Annotated in this window: 16 protein-coding genes; 14 read left to right on the plus strand and 2 right to left on the minus strand. The window is 36.5% G+C overall.

The annotated features are described in order from the left end of the window. Positions 1 to 271 precede the first annotated feature (271 nt). The 11 genes from yycF to rlmH all read left to right on the plus strand — a co-directional run bounded on the left by yycF (position 272) and on the right by rlmH (position 10,843). Entirely contained in the window at positions 272 to 979 is a 708-nt protein-coding gene (gene yycF, locus MUB24_RS18660) for a response regulator YycF (RefSeq protein WP_244706761.1), read from the plus strand. 5 nt (positions 980 to 984) lie between these two features. Continuing rightward, complete coding sequence (gene walK / locus MUB24_RS18665; RefSeq protein WP_244706763.1) at positions 985 to 2,811, plus strand: cell wall metabolism sensor histidine kinase WalK; 1,827 nt, start codon at positions 985 to 987, stop codon at positions 2,809 to 2,811. After that, positions 2,808 to 4,133, plus strand: coding sequence for a YycH family regulatory protein (locus MUB24_RS18670; protein WP_244706765.1), 1,326 nt, complete (start codon positions 2,808 to 2,810; stop codon positions 4,131 to 4,133). The genes walK and MUB24_RS18670 overlap by 4 nt, the downstream gene beginning before the upstream one ends. After that, complete coding sequence (locus MUB24_RS18675) at positions 4,120 to 4,920, plus strand: two-component system regulatory protein YycI (protein WP_244706767.1); 801 nt, start codon at positions 4,120 to 4,122, stop codon at positions 4,918 to 4,920. Before MUB24_RS18670 ends, MUB24_RS18675 begins: the two co-directional genes overlap by 14 nt. A gap of 5 nt (positions 4,921 to 4,925) precedes the next feature. Beyond that, entirely contained in the window at positions 4,926 to 5,720 is a 795-nt protein-coding gene (locus MUB24_RS18680) for an MBL fold metallo-hydrolase (RefSeq protein WP_244706769.1), read from the plus strand. Between the two features lie 434 nt (positions 5,721 to 6,154). Continuing rightward, positions 6,155 to 7,354, plus strand: a complete 1,200-nt coding sequence (locus tag MUB24_RS18685) for a S1C family serine protease (protein ID WP_313898476.1) — start codon at positions 6,155 to 6,157, stop codon at positions 7,352 to 7,354. Between the two features lie 606 nt (positions 7,355 to 7,960). Continuing rightward, positions 7,961 to 8,119: a CxxH/CxxC protein gene (locus MUB24_RS18690; protein WP_244706773.1), complete on the plus strand. Its 159-nt coding sequence runs from the start codon at positions 7,961 to 7,963 to the stop codon at positions 8,117 to 8,119. A 352-nt stretch (positions 8,120 to 8,471) separates the two neighbouring features. After that, positions 8,472 to 9,341: a cation diffusion facilitator family transporter gene (locus MUB24_RS18695; protein WP_244706775.1), complete on the plus strand. Its 870-nt coding sequence runs from the start codon at positions 8,472 to 8,474 to the stop codon at positions 9,339 to 9,341. Positions 9,342 to 9,642: 301 nt separating this feature from the next. Next, positions 9,643 to 9,900 carry a hypothetical protein gene (locus MUB24_RS18700; protein ID WP_244706777.1) on the plus strand — a complete coding sequence of 86 codons (258 nt, stop codon included), beginning with the start codon at positions 9,643 to 9,645 and terminating at the stop codon, positions 9,898 to 9,900. Beyond that, the gene (locus MUB24_RS18705; RefSeq protein ID WP_244706779.1) at positions 9,897 to 10,187 is read left to right on the plus strand and encodes a hypothetical protein; all 291 of its coding nucleotides are present in this window, start codon (positions 9,897 to 9,899) and stop codon (positions 10,185 to 10,187) included. The genes MUB24_RS18700 and MUB24_RS18705 overlap by 4 nt, the downstream gene beginning before the upstream one ends. A 176-nt stretch (positions 10,188 to 10,363) precedes the next feature. Further along, positions 10,364 to 10,843 (plus strand): 23S rRNA (pseudouridine(1915)-N(3))-methyltransferase RlmH, encoded by a 480-nt coding sequence (rlmH, locus tag MUB24_RS18710; RefSeq protein WP_244706780.1) that lies wholly within the window; start codon positions 10,364 to 10,366, stop codon positions 10,841 to 10,843. A gap of 134 nt (positions 10,844 to 10,977) precedes the next feature. Here the strand turns inward: rlmH and MUB24_RS18715 are convergent, their stop codons facing one another. After that, positions 10,978 to 11,310, minus strand: coding sequence for a hypothetical protein (locus MUB24_RS18715; RefSeq protein ID WP_244706783.1), 333 nt, complete (start codon positions 11,308 to 11,310; stop codon positions 10,978 to 10,980). A gap of 128 nt (positions 11,311 to 11,438) precedes the next feature. On the opposite strand from MUB24_RS18715, the gene MUB24_RS18720 reads away from it, so the two are divergent. From MUB24_RS18720 to MUB24_RS18730, 3 genes are all read left to right on the plus strand, one after another. After that, positions 11,439 to 11,801: a nucleoside triphosphate pyrophosphohydrolase family protein gene (locus MUB24_RS18720; RefSeq protein WP_244706785.1), complete on the plus strand. Its 363-nt coding sequence runs from the start codon at positions 11,439 to 11,441 to the stop codon at positions 11,799 to 11,801. A gap of 171 nt (positions 11,802 to 11,972) precedes the next feature. Continuing rightward, a complete protein-coding gene (locus MUB24_RS18725; protein WP_244706787.1) occupies positions 11,973 to 13,883 on the plus strand; it encodes a DNA methyltransferase in 1,911 nt (636 codons plus the stop codon). Further along, positions 13,883 to 15,241 (plus strand): TRM11 family methyltransferase, encoded by a 1,359-nt coding sequence (locus tag MUB24_RS18730; protein ID WP_244706789.1) that lies wholly within the window; start codon positions 13,883 to 13,885, stop codon positions 15,239 to 15,241. The genes MUB24_RS18725 and MUB24_RS18730 overlap by 1 nt, the downstream gene beginning before the upstream one ends. Before the next feature lie 75 nt (positions 15,242 to 15,316). On the opposite strand, the gene MUB24_RS18735 is transcribed toward MUB24_RS18730, so the two are convergent. Then, on the minus strand, positions 15,317 to 18,043 hold the full coding sequence (locus MUB24_RS18735; protein ID WP_313898477.1) for a DEAD/DEAH box helicase family protein: 2,727 nt from the start codon (positions 18,041 to 18,043) through the stop codon (positions 15,317 to 15,319). Between the last annotated feature and the right edge of the window lie 146 nt (positions 18,044 to 18,189).

The following is an 18,189-nucleotide window of genomic DNA, read 5'->3' on the forward strand; positions in this document are numbered from 1 at the left end:
GGGACAGAGCCTTAAGAGTGACGAACTCCTTTGGACCTGTCTCTTTTCGTATGGTAAAATAAATGAGATATCTAGAATACAACACAAAAGTATGGAACTATTTTCTATAGAGTATAGATAGTGCTAAAGCAACTTTGACTTATATAATGTCTATATATTGTTATGAGATAGGACGTTGTCTTAATTAGAATAAACTTTGCCCCCAGAAACAGATGATTTTCTTTTGGGTCTGTATTTCATTACTGAGATTATGAAAGGGAGATTAGCGGCTATGGATAAAAAGATTCTTGTTGTTGATGATGAAAAGCCAATTGCAGACATTCTGCAGTTTAATTTAAAAAAAGAAGGATTTACCGTTCAATGTGCCTATGATGGGGAGGAAGCATTACAGCTTGTCGAAGAAATGAAGCCAGATATGATTCTTCTGGATATCATGCTTCCGAATCGTGACGGGATGGAAGTGTGTAGAGAAGTGCGCAAGAAATATGATATGCCGATCATTATGTTAACAGCGAAAGACTCAGAAATTGATAAAGTATTAGGACTTGAGTTAGGGGCGGACGATTATGTCACAAAGCCTTTCAGTACAAGAGAATTAATTGCACGCGTTAAAGCGAATTTACGTCGCCATACACAAATTGCCCAGAATGCTGAGGATGAAGCCAGTAATGAAATTACGGTAGGAGCTTTGACGATTCATCCAGATGCCTATGTTGTCACAAAAAATGGGGAGACGATTGAGCTGACCCATCGTGAATTTGAATTAATTCATTATTTAGCTAAACATATTGGGCAAGTCATGACTCGAGAGCATCTTCTGCAAACGGTCTGGGGTTATGATTACTTTGGAGATGTTCGTACAGTGGATGTAACGGTGAGGAGATTGCGTGAAAAGGTAGAAGACAATCCAAGCCATCCGATGTGGATTGTAACAAGAAGAGGAGTCGGTTATTATTTGCGCACTCCTGAACAGGAGTAATTTTCATGCGGAAAGTAGGCTTTTTTCGTTCGATTCAGATGAAATTTGTCCTTATTTATGTGCTATTAATTTTAATCGCTATTCAAGTTATCGGTGTTTATTTCGTGGGAAAATTAGAGGAGCAATGGATAGAAAATTTCCAAAATGGAATTAAAGGGCGCATTCCCTTATTAGAATATAATATTAAAGAAGAACTTAATAAGGATCGTACAGGAGAGGATGTCCCCCCTCTTGAAGAAGAAATTAGAAGATTGCTTTTCGATTTTACAGCGCCCGATATTTCTGAAGTACGGATTATCAATAATCGCAGTGTAGTTATGGGGACATCAGAGCCTGATAACCAAGGTATTGTCGGACAAAAAACGCCTGATATTATGGTGAAAAGAACGATTGAGAATGGGGAAGATCTGGATAAAATTCAATTTGATAAAAAGTCAGAAGGACGGTTTTGGGTCTTAACTTCCCCCATTACTAACAATGGCGAAGTGGTTGGGGCGATCTTTTTGGTGGCCAAAATTGAGACCGTTTTTGAACAATTAGATGAAATTAACAATATTTTTATTACGGGTACCTTAATCGCCATGCTTGTTACAGCTCTTCTTGGGATCTTATTGGCAAGAATGATTACAAGACCTATCTCAGATATGAAAAAACAAGCTTCGGCTATGGCAAAAGGAAATTTTTCGCGGAAAGTTCGTGTCTATGGGAAAGATGAGATTGGACAGCTTGCCCAATCCTTTAATCATTTAACAAAAAGATTGCAGGAAGCCCATGTCACAACAGAGGGAGAGCGAAGAAAGCTTTCTTCTGTCCTCTCTTTTATGACAGATGGAGTGATTGCGACAGATCGAAAGGGAAGAACGATTTTAATTAATGAGCGGGCAGCGGAAATGTTGAATGTTTCACGTGAAACAGTTCTCTCTCAACCGATTACTAACATTTTAGAACTTCAGGAGGATTATAGTTTTGAAGATTTGCTTGCTGAGCAAGAATCGATTATTTTAGATTACAGTACGAAGGAATCTCATCTTATTTTACGAGCAAATACGTCTGTGATTCAGCGAGAGACTGGGTTTATAAATGGATTGATTGTTGTCCTGCATGATGTGACAGAACAGGAGAAATTGGACCGTGAGCGAAGGGAATTTGTTTCGAATGTTTCTCATGAGTTACGAACACCTCTAACAACGATGAGAAGTTATTTAGAGGCCTTATCTGAGGGTGCGATTAAGGATGAGCAATTAGGTCCACGCTTTCTGGGGGTGGCGCAAAATGAGACGGAACGGATGATTCGACTTGTAAATGATCTTTTGGATTTATCAAAAATGGATAGCCGGAATTATACGATCACACCGGGCTGGGTCAATTTTGTCCCTTTTCTTAATCAAATCATTGATCGTTTTGAAATGACAAAAGAGAGAAATGTTCACTTCAGACGTCTCCTACCGAAAGAAGCCGTGTTTGTTGAGCTTGATGAAGATAAGCTCACACAGGTCATTGACAATATCATTTCCAATGCGCTGAAATATTCACCTGAAGGAGGAACAGTGACCTTTCGGGTAAAATTGCTTGATGATCATATTGAAGTGAGCATTAGTGACCAAGGCATTGGAATTCCAAAGGAAAATATAGAGAAGGTCTTTGAACGTTTTTATCGGGTTGATCGTGCGCGGACAAGGCAGCTCGGTGGTACAGGGCTTGGTCTTGCGATTGCCAAGGAAATTATCGGTGTTCATGGCGGGGATATATGGGCGAAAAGCCAAGAAGGAAAAGGGACGACCATTATCTTTACATTGCCATATAACCCTGGACAAGAGGATGATTGGTTGTGAAATATGAAACCTTAAAATCAATAGTACTGTTTCTACTTGTCGGTTTAAGTATCATACTGACATGGAGCTTTTGGACCTATCAGCCTAAATATGAACCCATGAATCAGAAAAATGTCCATGATATTTCGATTGCAGTTCGAAAGGATGTAACCGAACTGATTAAGCCCAATCGTATTTTGTATCATGCGGATGGTGTTCATTATGGTAGCCAAGAGAAAGAAATCATTCAATCCATCTTAACAGAAATCAGCACATGGGATTTTTATGATATTGGAATCGGTCAGACTTTACAACCTGAAAAAGTTCAGGAGTTGCAGCATTCCGATAATCGGATTGTCATTGATTACCCAGATAAAGTGCCTTTTGAAATATATAAAGGGATTGTTCAAGTGGAGGACCCTTCCCCTAATGCATCCTTTGACCAGATTGTGATTCTGTCACCTGAAGTTTCGAAGGACGGATCCTCTGTCTATTTTATTTCAACAGAAAACAATAGAGTGTACGAGAGCCATATTAACCCAGACAGACTTGAGGGCTTGTTTGTATCAACCAAACGGAATTTAGATCAGTATGAGGTCTATCAGGCACTGGAATTGCCCGATCAACGGGAACTCTACATACCTGAAAATAAGAAAGAAATGACGAAGTATAAATTTTATACAGAAACCACTGATCCTAGAAAATTTAAAAATGCTCTTTTCCGGGACCCAGATAAAGTCGAACGTGACTTTTTCCCAAATGGAAATGGGGAGCAGTATACAGATGATAGAAGCATGATGAATGTGGATTATCTCACAAATGTGTTAAAATATGTCAATCCTAGGCAAGATTCTGAGGTTCATGTGGAACAAAGTCAGTCGGACATTTTAAAGCGCGGTATTGATTTTGTCAACGAACATGATGGGTGGACAGATGATTATCGCTATACCGAAATGTCCGTATATGAAAAAAAACTGGTTTTTCGTTTGTTTGTTCATAATTACCCCGTGTTCAATGAAAATGGTATGACAGAAGTGAAACAAAATTGGGGAACAGAGGAAATTTCTGAATATAAAAGACCTTATTTCAGCCTAGCGATCTCAGTATCATCTCAAACAAAGGAAGAGCTTCCGCCTGGGGATACAGTGCTGAGACATTTGCTTTTAGATAAAAATATGAATCCAAAGCTTCTACAGGATTTGGTACTCGGTTATCGCCTTTCAAAAGATTCTACCACGGAAAGCGTGGTTACATTAGAACCCTCTTGGTACTATTTATATGCTGGGACATGGATGCGTTTTGATATGGAAGAGTTGGGAGGGAATATAGATGGATTGGGGTAAAATTAAAACTATCTTTATTATCGCTTTTCTCATTCTAGATATCTTCCTTCTTACTCAATTACAGGTCAAAAAAGAGCAATATGAATTCACAAATGGGAATACAAGTATAGAAGAAAACTTAAAGGCAGATGGGATTAAATATGGGGAACTACCCAAGGAACCAGTGAAAGATCATTACTTAAGCGCAAACACGATGACTTTTACGAAAGAGGATCTATTAGACTTAAAAGATCAACATATCCAGCTTGAGGGTGGAAAGATCATTCATAGTCAATTAAAAGAGCCATTTTTAGTTGAAAAATCCGATGATCATTCTGACTTAGACAAGTTTGTGGAAAACAATATTTTACATGGAGATCAATACGCATTTTGGGATTATAATGAAGAGGAGGGGATAATCACGTATTATCAGCAGGTGGATAAGAAATTCTTGTTCATGAACCAAAGTGCTCATTTAGTTTTTCATCTCAATTCAGAAGGGGAAATTGCATCTTATGATCAAACGATGTTAGATCCCATTAAGTCGACTGGTGAAGAAGAAAAGGTTCTTCCTCCGATTCAAGCGATAGAGGCTCTTTATCATAAAGGGGCTTTATCCAATTGTACAATTAAAGACGTTAATTTCGGCTATTATACACTCGTTAATATGGAAGCTACACAGGTATTAACGCCAACCTGGCATATCCTCGTAAAAAAAGACGGCGTTCGGATGGATATGCTTGTGAACGCTTATGAGGGAACGGTTATTCAAGGGAAACCGGATAAGGAGAAAACGATATTGGAGTGAAGGGAATGTCAATGCAGTTTAGTGTACTCGCCAGTGGGAGTACGGGGAATGCCACTTATGTTGAAACAGAAGACCATTCTATTCTTGTGGATGCAGGATTAAGTGGCAAACAAATGGATAAATTATTTCAGCAAATTGGGCGAGACCCTGCAAAGTTAGACGCGATTCTTGTCACACATGAGCATGTAGACCATATCAAAGGTGTAGGGATCATGGCCCGTAAATATCAATTGCCTATTTATGCGAATGAGCGGACATGGCAAGCAATGGAACGACAATTAGGAAAGATCTCCACAGAGCAAAAGTTTACTTTTGAAATGGAAACGGTGAAGTGCTTCGGCTCCTTACAGGTAGAATCTTTCGGGGTGTCACATGATGCGGTGGAGCCGATGTTTTATAGTTTTCATTTAGGGGATAAAAAACTAGTATTAATTACGGATACAGGCTATGTCAGTGATCGCATGAAAGGGACCATCGCCAATGCGGATATGTATATATTCGAAAGCAATCATGATATACAGATGTTAAGAATGGGCAAATACCCATGGAATATTAAACGACGAATTTTGAGCGATATTGGACATGTCTCCAATGAAGATGCCGCTCTTGCGATGTGTGATTGTATCGGGGATAAAACGAAAGGGATCTTTCTAGCCCATTTAAGCTTAGATAATAATATGAAAGATTTAGCGCGAATGAGTGTCCAACAAACATTAGAAACAAAAGGATTGCCTGTAGGCAGCCAATTTCAATTATTTGATACAGATCCTTATACACCGACGATTTTAACGGCGGTTTAAGGATGTAGGCATTGAATATGGAGTAATAGTGAAATGTACATATGGTATGATTGTGCCATTAGTATTCTCTATTCTGTGTTGTTTCATCCATATCCTTATTGACTTGTTGTATTCCGAATATGGGTGACAGCAATTAGGTCGGGAAGTTCAGCAATTCGGTGGAAAGTTCAGCAAACCAAGTCGGAAGATCAGCAATTCCATCCAGAAGTTCAGCAAATCAAGCCGGAAGACCAGCAATTCCATTCAAGTTCAGCAAATCAGGCCGAAAGATCAGTAATTCCATTCAAGTTCAGCAAATCAGGCCGAAAGATCAGTAATTCCATCCTAAAATCTGATGGCGAAGCGATTCTTTTTCGGAAATTTTATTTCTGGATTATAATATAAAGAAGGAAAGCCAAACTATAGTAAAGAGATGATGGAAAGGAATGGTGTTTGTGGGTTATTACGATGATCACAGCACAAACCGTAATAAAAAAAGGGGGAAAGGATCAAGTTTTTTGATTGGTTTAATCGGTGGGATCATTGGTGCCCTCCTTGTTGTCTTGATCTATCCTAATGTAAGTAACTATACTGATCATAGTCAGGTGGAAACGAATCAAGGTATCAAGAATCAACCACCATCGAAAAATGTTTCGCTTGATGTGACAACAGATGTCACGGCCGCCGTTGATAAAACAGCTAAAGCTGTGGTGGGCATTACGAATATCCAGACATCAAGTTTTTGGTCCGATGCTGAAAGTCAAGAAGCAGGGGTAGGGTCTGGAGTGATGTATAAAAAAGCTGGGGACATCGTCAATATTGTGACGAATCACCACGTTGTACAAGGAGCGTCCCAACTAGAAGTTACCTTATCAGACGGAACAAAGGTACCGGCTGAATTAAGGGGAAGCGATGTATGGACAGACCTTGCTGTGGTAGAAATTGATGCGAAAGACATTTCCGATGACATGATCTCTGAATTTGGGGATTCCGATGCTTTAAAAATTGGTGAGCCGGTGATCGCCATCGGAAATCCATTAGGCTTACAATTTTCCGGATCTGTTACACAGGGGATCATCTCAGGTGTGAACCGAACAGTGCCGGTTGATATTAATAATGATGGAAAACCCGATTGGCAAGCAGAGGTGATTCAAACAGATGCTGCGATTAACCCCGGGAATAGCGGTGGGGCACTCGTGAATATTGGTGGCCAGGTGATTGGAATTAATTCAATGAAAATCGCCACACAAGCGGTAGAAGGGATTGGCTTCTCCATTCCCATTAATTATGTTGTTCCAGTCATTGAAGATTTAGAGAAATTTGGAGAAGTGAGACGTCCTTCTATGGGAGTGACATTACGAAATGTCACTGAGATACCTGCTTATCATCAAGAGCAAACATTAAAATTACCAAAAGATGTCCAAGAAGGAGTCATAATTGAATCAGTTGTTCCAAATTCTCCAGCACAAAAAGCAGGTTTAAAGGAGCTAGATGTGATTGTTGAATTAGATGGAGAAAAAGTGGACGATATTCTTCAATTAAGAAAACACTTATATACTGAAAAAAGTGTTGGCGATTCCATGAAGGTGAAGTATTATCGAGGCGGTAAGCTGAACGAAGCGACCCTCAAACTAACAGATGAATCAAGAATGTAAATGTGGATAACTGAAAGCAGGGAGGCGGAATGGCGTTTCCCTGTTTTTTTAAAAGGTAAGTATAAAAATTGGCTAATGTTTGGATCTAGCTCCAGCGCCTAGCCCCTCGAGGTCAAATAACCCTGAACCTATGAAGGGAAAGATCGCCCTTCTTAGGTTCAGGAACATTTGCTTGTCGGGGCTGAACAAGGCGCTTGCGCTTTTCTTACAGGATAGGAAAGTATAAATTTTGGCTAATGTTGGATCTAGCTCCAGCGCCCAGCGACTAGCAAACTTTCGGTGCCTGCTTGCGTAAGTCAACATCGATTCACCCTTCGGGTTCATCGTGTTTCCTTTATCTCAGGCCAACAGGATGTTGGTCAGAACAGCGTTGCGCCAGGACGGCGCGCTTTTAGCTGTTCATCTTTCAACTGAAGTTTGTACGTCGCTAAACGGGCGCTTGCGCTTTTCTTAGTTATGTTACCATTGGTTGTGGATAACTTTAGGGATGGCATTAGCAAAAAACAGAAGATATAGGCGGAAAAATAACCGATCAAAGTACAAGATTTTAAACAAGAAAAGAGTAGGAGTCATTATCTATAAAGTCAATGGGGGTGAGGATTTGTGATGATTTATTGTTGTGAAGAGCATGTGGATCTAGCCTTGGATATAGTAGTTGATGAGTGTGAAATCGCACCGACTTTAGAGAAGATAAAAAAGGAAGAGAACTTATCAACACCCTGTGAATATTGCCAAAACCGATCCATATATCTTGTAGGAAACTAATATTCTTCATACAAAATGTGGATAGAAACTGTGAATATGTGGATAACTGTTGTGAGTAAGTTGTTCGTAAGCTGTGTGTAATAGATGGATCGTTGTCCTGTGGGTAACCTTATTCAGGTTGTGGATAGATGAAAAAGGGGCATTGAATGGGAGCTACTTGAATTGTCGACAAAGGAACTGAGTGTGATTCAGTCTTTTTGGCGGCTTGATTGTGAGTAGGGATTTTTCCATGATGCAACTTACTTGCCTATCACTCACTAACATAGAGCCAGATAAAAAGATTTCTATAGACCCACTCCTATTTCATTCAGTATGATGGATACAAGCGATTGGTGAGGAGGGAGGGACGAAGATGGATGAGCAAAAGTACAAAAATCTTAAATTAGGAGAACGAGGCGCCATGATTAGCATTATGGCTTATATCTGTCTTTCCATCTTAAAAATGATTTTTGGCTATATGAGTGGCTCCACTGCTTTAAAAGCAGATGGTCTAAACAATACAACTGATATTATTGCCTCTATTGCCGTTCTCATTGGACTTAAATTATCGCGAAGGCCACCTGATCAAGATCATCGATATGGCCATTGGAAAAGTGAATCCATATCCTCCATGATTGCTTCTTTTATCATGTTAGCCGTTGGTATACAAGTATTGCGGGATGCGATCACTTCCATGTTTCAGGAGGAAAAAGTCGCTCCAGATATGTTGGCAGGATTTGTAGGTGTTTTTTCAGCACTAGCTATGTATTTTATTTATCGTTACAACAAAAAATTAGCGAATAAAATTAATAGCAAAGCGGTTATGGCAGCAGCCAAGGATAATCTTTCCGATGCTTGGGTGAGTATAGGGATCTCGATTGGCATCTTCGGTTCTCAATTCAATATGCCGTGGCTTGATACAGTAACAGCCATCATTGTGGGACTATTAATATGTAAAACAGCTTGGGATATCTTTAAAGGAGCGTCTCATGAGCTTTCCGATGGATTTGATGAAGAAAAAATCCAACTTTATCATGACGTAATCGCTATGGTTGATGGAGTGAAGGGAATACAGGAAATCAAGGGAAGAAATTATGGAAATAATGAAGTCATCGATGTTGCAATTCTGGTGAATGAAAATTTAACTATTCATGAGGCCCACGATATAGCGAGCCGTGTAGAAAATGTCATGATCGAAAAGTACGGTGTTTACGATGTTCATGTTCATATGGAGCCGAATTAAAGAATCGATGCAAAATTCTGATACCATTCAAAATAACTCCTCAGAGACTGCCACAATAACCCGCTGATATAAAAAGACAGCGGGGCTAACGCTCTCTGGCCATGCTATATACCACCATAGTTATTCCTCGACAAGGTATTGACAGTCTCTCCTCCTTTTTCCACTTCGCTATGTACTGTGTTCCCAAGCAGCTCTTTCCCTGGTTGGTAGGCACATTGTTCCACTCCCTGGTCCTTTTATAAAAAGTGCTTTCAATTTCTGTGGTATAATGTAGACAAACACACTTGGACGGAGGGATGAGATGCGTTGGCGAGAAGTACAGAAACGATTTCCAAATGAATGGGTTGTATTAGAAGTCATTAAAGCGCACTCAAAAGAAGGGAAAAGATATATTGAAGAAATAGTTGTTATTGATCGATTTGAAAAGTCTAGTGAGGCTATGCGCCGTTACGATGAATTACGAAAAGAAAAACCTTATCGAGAATATTGCTTTTTTCATACATCGCGCCCTAACTTAGTTGCACGTGAGAGATATGTAGGGATTAGAGGTTTAAGATGAAAATCGATATTCAGTATGGTCTTCCATTTGTTCATCTTAAGGTAGAGTTTCGTGGGAAAAAGAGAGAACTTGATAAAGTCTTATTAGACACAGGATCGGCGGGGACTATTTTTAATGCAGATGTGGTAGGGGAAATTGGTGTTGAACCTGAAAAAGACGATATTGTAGACACGATTCGAGGAATTAATAGTAAAGCTGTAATGGCAGCGGCAAAAGACAATCTTTCTGATGCTTGGGGGAGCATAGGGATCGCAATCCATAGTGACTCCTCGACATGGTATCGATAGCCCCTTCCTGCCAAAAATAATCTGCTTTTGCAACGATAGCGAAAGTATAGAATAAAGGGATAGGCCATGCTAGCTAACAAAGGCAGTAGGAAGCAAGTCCCTTTTTTGCTACACTTGTGGGAAGAGAAGGCGGATAAAACAATAAGCCCTTATCGAAAAGCAAAGGAACGAACAAAATGAAAATCACGATCATCACCGTCGGAAAACTAAAAGAAAAATACTTGAAACAAGGCATCCAAGAATATCTAAAGCGCTTAAGTACCTACGCCAAAGTAGACATCATCGAAGTCGCCGATGAAAAAGCACCTGAAAACTTAAGTGAAGCTGACATGGAAATGGTCAAACGCAAAGAAGGAGAGCGTATCCTCACTCACATATCCCAAGACACCCACGTCATTACCTTAGAAATAAACGGCGCTATGCTTACCTCCGAACAACTCGCCCAAAAAATGGACGAACTCGCCACCTACGGCAAAAGCAAAATCGCCTTTATTATTGGGGGTTCTCTTGGTTTGAGTCAAGAAGTTCAGAAACGAAGTAATTTCGCTTTGTCGTTTTCCAAAATGACCTTTCCCCATCAATTGATGAGATTGGTGTTGCTGGAGCAGGTGTATCGGGGGTTTCGGATTATGAGGGGGGAGCCGTATCATAAGTAAATGAGGTTTTTCAATTAGAGGATGTATCTTATGATATTATAAAAAGGGAACTTAAAGAGGTACAATAATAATTGTGGAGCATAGGTTGCATACATAAATCTATGCTCCTTAATGATGCATAATAAATAGGAAACTTAGTAATCCGTTTTTATAAATGCTGGTTTTTTAAACTTCTTTTTTAATATACCAGCGTTTACCTCTGAGTTTATTAATAACCAGTTTAATCCCTTAACAGCCCTTTTTAAGAATTGGTTTGTCTCAATTTCTTTTAAAGGCTCTTCAAGATATATAATAAGTTCCTTGAAATACCCAGATATACCCTTTGTAAAAAGGAAATCGAATACTTCATTAAAATTATTACATTTGCTGCTGTTTACATACCTAAACTGCTTACCATCAAGGATATAAAAGTGAATAGTAATATAACATTCGTTTACGATAACATCTGCACAATAATAATTAGCCATATGTAAATCATCCTTTCGAATAAAATATATGAATATATTTGTTTTGTATTTGTAAAATTACATTACTCATGGGTTAGTTAATCTATTAAAAATCAAATTTAGCAGTTAAAGTTGGAGGGAGTAGGAAATTGAGAGAATTACAGGAATTCACTAAAAAATATCAAAAGGAACTTAATTATCATATAAAGGAAGATAGCTACGAAAGAAGTAAAGAATCAATTCTAATGAATCATATGTTGCTTTCTACTGAAGTGGCCGAAATTGCTGAGCTTTTAAGGGAGCTTTTCACTATAACAAATGAGAAAAAGATTAAAGGTTTTGATGAAGTTGAGGCATTTAGGTATGCAAAGAGGGAAATTTCTGATGATTTAGGTAAGGAAATCTCTGATTGTATTGCTTATTTGTGTAAATTAGCAAACTTTTTTGAACGTGATATAGAAAAGGATTTTTATGATAAAATGGAAGAAGTAAAACAGAGGGTAAAAAAATAATAAATCTCTTGAAGAACCAGGTGGGACTTTGTTAATGAATCTACTTGGTTTTCTTTATGGAAGAAGTTTCTCAAGAATTACTATAGACTATATCGCAAGATTAGTAAAGTGTATGTTATAATTATCTAAAGTCGGAACATACGTTTCTATATTTTGAATGAGGTGTTATTTTTGATTGAACCAATATCAATGTCAGTAAAAGCAAGGTCACATACAGCACCATATAAAATGCATAAGTATTTTGCTAGAAGACCATATAATGTTTTTCAAAACTTAATTCAGCATTATACATCAGAAGGTGATATTGTACTTGATGTATTCTGTGGTGGAGGAGTAACTGTATTTGAAAGCTTGGCTTTAAATAGAAAGGTTATTGGAGTTGACCTTAACCCATTAGCAGCATTTATTACAGAAATGCAAGTTAAACATGTTCCCATAGACGATTTAAAACAACTTTTTGAGCAATTTCTCGTTAAAGCTAAAGAGAAATATAACCATTTTTATGAATTTGAATTTGACGATTCGAAATATGATATTGAATGGGTTGAATGGGCATATATTGTTTCATGTCCAGTTTGTGAAAGTTCAATTGTTTTAAGAGAAGAAAATAAAGTTATGAAGGAAGATGGAAAGTATAAGAATGGTTTTTATAACTGTTCAAACAAAGATTGCTCTACTAATACAGGTACTAAGCTTGGAGTTAAGAGAACAGATTGTAAACCACTTTCAAGTACTCCAATTAGATTAAAAATTAGTAATAAGAAAAACTCAAATAGTTTTGTACATGTACTTACTAATAGAGAAATTGAAAATATAAGAAAAAAGGACTATTCCCATTATTTAACCTCTCAGTTAGTTAAGCCAGATGGGAATATACCTGAAGATTGGGATAGAACTCATGAAGATAAACTGTTTGAAAAGGGAGTTAGTAAATTTAGTGACTTATTTACTGAAAGAAATTATATAATAAATGTTCTTATATATAATGAGATTCTTTCATTAAAAAGCGAAGTATCTAAGGATTTATTAGACTGTCTATATTTCGCTTTTAGTTCTTCTTTGAGATATACAAACAATATGTCAAGAGTTACAGACAATTGGGAAAATGGTAATCCTACTTCAATGGACAAGCATGCTTATTGGTTACCTAACCAGTACATTGAAGCAAATGTTATTAAGGCTTTAGAAAGTAGAATGAATGCTGTAGTGAAAGGTTTAGAGTTCACTGTAGATAAAATGAATGATAAGCCAATTTTAGCTCAAAACTTTAAGGAACTAGTAGAGGATAGCAGTTCATATATGGTTCTAAATCAAAGTTCTTCTAAATTGCCTATTCCCGATAAAAGTATATCTGCAGTAATAACGGACCCTCCATATGGTAGCAATGTTCAATATGGAGAATTGAGTTCGTATTGGAATGTTTGGCTTAAATCTTATAAGCAGTTAGATAACTTTATCTTTAATAAAGAAGAAGCTATTATGAATCGAAAAAAAGCTTTAAATGATTTTAAAGATGTTCATCATTATGAAGAGATTCTTTATCAAGTTTTTAATGAATGTAACAGGGTTTTAAAAGACGATGGATATTTAGTATTTACCTTCAATAATAAAAACTTAAAAGTGTGGGTAGCATTGCTAAAGGCAACTATACGTGCAGGTTTTGTTATAGCAAGGAATGGAGTTATATTCCAAGACTTTGTTCAGTCTTATAAGAACACTTCTCATCTGAAATATTCAGGTAATGTTCATGGTGACTTTATTTACTCATTTGTAAAAGGTGAGCATGAAATTAATGAATCTTTAAGAAATAGTGAGCCAATGGAATATATAAAAACAACAATAAACGCTAAAGTTAAAGAATTATTTAGGGGAAAATATAGTTTTACGACAACGGAACTCTACCAAGAACTGTTTTATGACTTAATTAGTGTTCTATCAGATTTAATTGTAATTGATATTAATGCTGATGATAGTTGGTTTGCTCAAATTGAAGAGCAGTCTAATGATTTTATAGATAGAATTCTTAAAGCGGAACTGATATTTGAAGATAATAAGTGGCGTTTAAGAGAGGAAAAGGAATAATGACATCATTAGCAAAAGTTTTAAATGAGAACGCAATTTATAACAATGAGAAGTTAAGTAACTTTATAAAATATCTCGAAGAGAAATATATTATAAAAGATGAAGTCATATTTTTTAATCAATTAGTTAACTTTTCTCAAAATAATTTTATTCCTCTGCATGGTTGGTTTAAGTATAGAGAGGGCTATTCGCACACATTAGTAAGAGAGATGATAAATAGATTCACAGTTGATACAGAAAAAGAATTTATAGTTGACCCTTTCTGTGGCGCTGGTACGACCTTAGTGGAGGCTGCAGTTAATAATTTTGATAGTATGGGGGTTGATGTTAACCCAATGTCCGTTGCGGTAACAAATGCAAAGACGAATAGCTATTCAAAGGCAGATATTGAAGAGATTAAATTATTAATTGAAGAAATACCATCTATTAAATTAATTGAGGGAGAACTTACTGATTACGAGGATATACAGCAATACTTTAGAGAAGATAACTTTAGAGCCCTTCTAGCAATAAAAGAATTTGTTAATAATATATCTAATCCTAGTGTGAAAGAACTTTTCTTCTCTGGTTTTTTATCGATAGTTGAGGACAGTTCGGACCGAAAAAGGGATGGAAATGGTTTGAAAAAATCACTTTCCAAAGTAACTTCAGTTATTCATTATTACTATGAAAAAATGAAGTTACTTTGGGGTGATATCGGCGAGTATTCATTGGCTAATATAGGAAGAGGTTACTTTGGGTCTGCAACACAACTAGATAAATACGTTAGGGAGTTTTCAAAAGAAATAAATAAAAAGCCAGGATTAATTGTATTTTCGCCTCCCTATGCTAATTCATTTGATTACTTTGAATCTTACAAGATGGAACTTCGTATGGGAGACTTTATTCCAAGATTAGGTGTAAAAGGTTTAAGTGAATTACGAAGACTAGCAATCAGGTCTTTTGTTTCTGCGGCTAAGGAACCAATTGAGGTTGATGAGATTATTGATTTAATGGCAATTGAAATTGAAGAAGCAATCCCTTTAAAGGAAGCTTATACAGGGAAAAAAGACGGTAGGACTAGAAAGGTACCTCAAATGATAAGAGGATACTTTCACGATATGGGAAAGGTGCTCGAAAAGTGCAGTAAAGTATTAGAATCCGGCCATAAATGTTGCATAGTAGTTGACCAAAGTTCATATCTTGGAAAAATTGTCCCAACTGACTTATTTTTAGCCTATCTAGGTGAACAAGTGGGATTTAAGGTTAAAGAGGTTATAATTTGTAGAAAAGCAAAAACTTCAGGACAACAACTTCAAAAATATCCGTATTTGGCAGAATCTTTAAGAGAAAGTATAGTGGTATTAGAGAAAAAGTAAAACAATAAAAAATATATAAAAGGAACCTCTGCTCTGAAGCAAAGGTTCCTTTTTATGATTATTCGGATAACGAATTCAAAGTGTAGTATATTTTTTTCTTAAGAGGTCAACGTCTTTAGTTTTGAATGCTAATTCTTCCAATTCACATGATTCCTCTAACAAGGTTTCAATATTCGTTTTTGCCCCTGGTTTTACCTCAATAACATGTTTCTCTGATGGATTCATTTGAAAGATGTTTTCAAATGAAAGGAGATGTTTTACAAAGTAATTAAACTGATTATATGAAGTACCCCTTGAAGTCCAGACATCCTTGTAATCTATGTCTATGTCAAATTTTTCATTTAGGATTTCTAGAACTTTTTCTTTGTTATCATCACTGAGTATTTCTACAGCAGAGTATGTGTTTTGAAGGGAAATAATTTGGTCGATGGCATTGTCGATTACAGAGCTTTCCGTCGATTTTAATGGATAAAGTCCATAGATAAAATCAAGTTTTCTAATCCGATTTGTTTCTTTTATTACTTTAAACCATGCTCTGTATGGAAATAGGAAATCATTGTTTTCTTTGTTAAAAATATGGTATCTCAATAGTTGTCCTTTAAAGATTGATTCGAAAGTGTTGTTATCCTTTTTTATTGCTTCACCAATATCGGTCATTGAAAAAACTTTAGCATTTTTTTCGATAGCTCCTAAGCGATAGGTGTGTGAAACATTATTGTTATTGATTTTAATATCACTACTAGAAAGCTGCTCCTCCACAGAAGAGAATTTATTTAGTGTAGGGATAACTAGGCTGTTTTTGTATGCATCCATGTTGTAGTCTCCCATGGAAGTAAATACACGTTTAATACTCCCTTTTCTTTCTCCTTTAGCACCTGTAAAAACTACCTTTGCTGTGTCGTTCGAATCTTTCTTATTGATTTCGCCAATTCTAAACTGTAATGATGTTTCAAAGTTCTCAATTTGAATTTTACTTGGTGCAAATATCATTAACTTTTGTTGCAAGTTTTTATTTAATCTACCCTTTTTAGGACTGTATCCTGATGCAGCCATATTATAATTTACTTCATCAATAATTTGGGCCAGTGTATGGTCTTGGTCACGAAGTGCTTGAATTACACTGTGTAAAGTATCAAAGGTATCCGACTTTAGTCCACTAAATGACTGTTCTTTTGAAGGTAGAATAACAGGTAAGAGTATATAAGAGGTTTTTTCCTCGTCTTTCTTTTTACGCAAAGCCCTTCCAACTGCTTGAATAATATCAACAGTTGAGTCTTTAGAATCTGCAAAGTATACAGCATCTATTGCTGGGATATCGATTCCTTCAGTTAAACACTTAGCATTTGAGATTACACCGAAGTCACTTTTCTCAAAGTCAGATAGAATATGTTTTCTTTTTCCGGCGGACATGCCCCCATTAACATGACTTAGATATAAAGAAGAGTCTTTTATCGATGGTGCTACTTGTGAAAATACATCTCTTAATGATAGTTGGTTCTTAGAACCACTTACAAATTTTGATGCAATATCCACTCTACTGTGGTAACTTACAATTTTTTTTATACCTAATTCTTCTACTGCTTTAGCAAGAATTACTTGCTTTAATAAATTATCCATTGTGGTTGAAGTGGTATCATCACCTACATCTACTTGTACATAGGAGTTTTCTTTTGCTAACTCTAATAATTCATCTTCATCCATTGCACATACTACTACTTTATAGTCGGCAATAATCTTATTATCAATTGCTGTTCCAAAATTTAATTCTGAAAATGTTGGACCATACTTCAACTTATCATCCATAGAGAAAATTTCAATACCAGATTCTTGAGCGAAATTTTTGACCCTTTGAGTGATATTTCTTTCTGTAGCTGTTAAGAATAATCTCTTTTTCACTGGAATGTATTTATCTTCCAAAGCATATACAAACATTCGTGAATCCTTAGTTCCAGCGGTTCTATGAGCTTCATCATACAAAGCCAAGTCAAATGAAAATTCATGTTCAAGCTTAATTAGGGCATTCATTATAGCATCAACTGAATGATAGGTACTAAAGATAACTTTTGGATATTGAGACTCTTTTGTTAAAAAGTCCTTAATAACTTCTGGTTCTGTTGTTACAGGGAAGTTAACCTCATTTATTCCTAATTCGTTTGTATCCTCATGTAAGTTTGATACTACAGATTCATCACTACAAACTGCCAAAAATGTGATAGGCTGTTCCGTTTTTGTGGTCCATTCTTCAATTGTTTGCTTAATTAAAGAAAGGGATGGAGCTGTAAAAAGGGTATAATTTGAATCCATTTCATCATGAATCCACTTTGATACTAGTGTTTTACCAATTCCACATGCTGCTATAACCTTACCTCTGTCATTTTCTTTAAAACTAGATATAACATCATCGATAATTTTTCTTTGGTAAGGAAATGGTTTAGGAACTGGTTTCCTAGAGACTTGTAGCCCCTTAAAATTGTTACACAAGGCCTCAAAGAAACTGCTATCAAGATTATCTAAGTCATTTCCTAACACAGCCATTTGCTTTTTTCGTCTTTCATTTTCAACTGGTAAGGAATTTGCATTACTGATAATCAATCTATAATCGGCATATTCTGACTCAGTCCAAAAAGTGGCTAGTTCACGATAGGTAGGTTGCTCTCTGTTTGTTCGAAATTTTACTTGATAAGCGACTAATCTACCATCATTTCTAATATAAACTCCATCAACACCTCTATCTGTCGCTTCTAATTTTAGAGTGTCAATAATTTCCTGAGGTATCTCATGTCTCATAAAAACCTTATTTATCTCATAAAGGGAACCAAAGTATTCAAGTGTGACTGATAAACTAGATTTAACAGTTTCCGATAAATAATATTTTACACTTTTAAACTTGGATGGTTAGATTCTTTGTCCTCCTGCCCTAGGGCAGGAGGACAAAGAAAAAACCAGAA

Source organism: Lederbergia sp. NSJ-179 (assembly GCF_022867885.1).
Classification (GTDB): domain Bacteria; phylum Bacillota; class Bacilli; order Bacillales; family Bacillaceae_C; genus Lederbergia.

Excerpts from the sequence above, each read along its gene's own strand:
- rlmH (WP_244706780.1), top strand. The coding sequence starts at position 10,364 with ATGAAAATCACGATCATCACCGTCGGAAAACTAAAAGAAAAATACTTG.
- MUB24_RS18705 (WP_244706779.1), top strand. The coding sequence starts at position 9,897 with ATGAAAATCGATATTCAGTATGGTCTTCCATTTGTTCATCTTAAGGTA.
- MUB24_RS18690 (WP_244706773.1), top strand. The coding sequence starts at position 7,961 with ATGATTTATTGTTGTGAAGAGCATGTGGATCTAGCCTTGGATATAGTA.
- MUB24_RS18700 (WP_244706777.1), top strand. The coding sequence starts at position 9,643 with ATGCGTTGGCGAGAAGTACAGAAACGATTTCCAAATGAATGGGTTGTA.
- MUB24_RS18715 (WP_244706783.1), bottom strand. The coding sequence starts at position 11,310 with ATGGCTAATTATTATTGTGCAGATGTTATCGTAAACGAATGTTATATT.
- MUB24_RS18680 (WP_244706769.1), top strand. The coding sequence starts at position 4,926 with ATGTCAATGCAGTTTAGTGTACTCGCCAGTGGGAGTACGGGGAATGCC.
- MUB24_RS18675 (WP_244706767.1), top strand. The coding sequence starts at position 4,120 with ATGGATTGGGGTAAAATTAAAACTATCTTTATTATCGCTTTTCTCATT.
- MUB24_RS18730 (WP_244706789.1), top strand. The coding sequence starts at position 13,883 with ATGACATCATTAGCAAAAGTTTTAAATGAGAACGCAATTTATAACAAT.
- yycF (WP_244706761.1), top strand. The coding sequence starts at position 272 with ATGGATAAAAAGATTCTTGTTGTTGATGATGAAAAGCCAATTGCAGAC.
- walK (WP_244706763.1), top strand. The coding sequence starts at position 985 with ATGCGGAAAGTAGGCTTTTTTCGTTCGATTCAGATGAAATTTGTCCTT.
- MUB24_RS18695 (WP_244706775.1), top strand. The coding sequence starts at position 8,472 with ATGGATGAGCAAAAGTACAAAAATCTTAAATTAGGAGAACGAGGCGCC.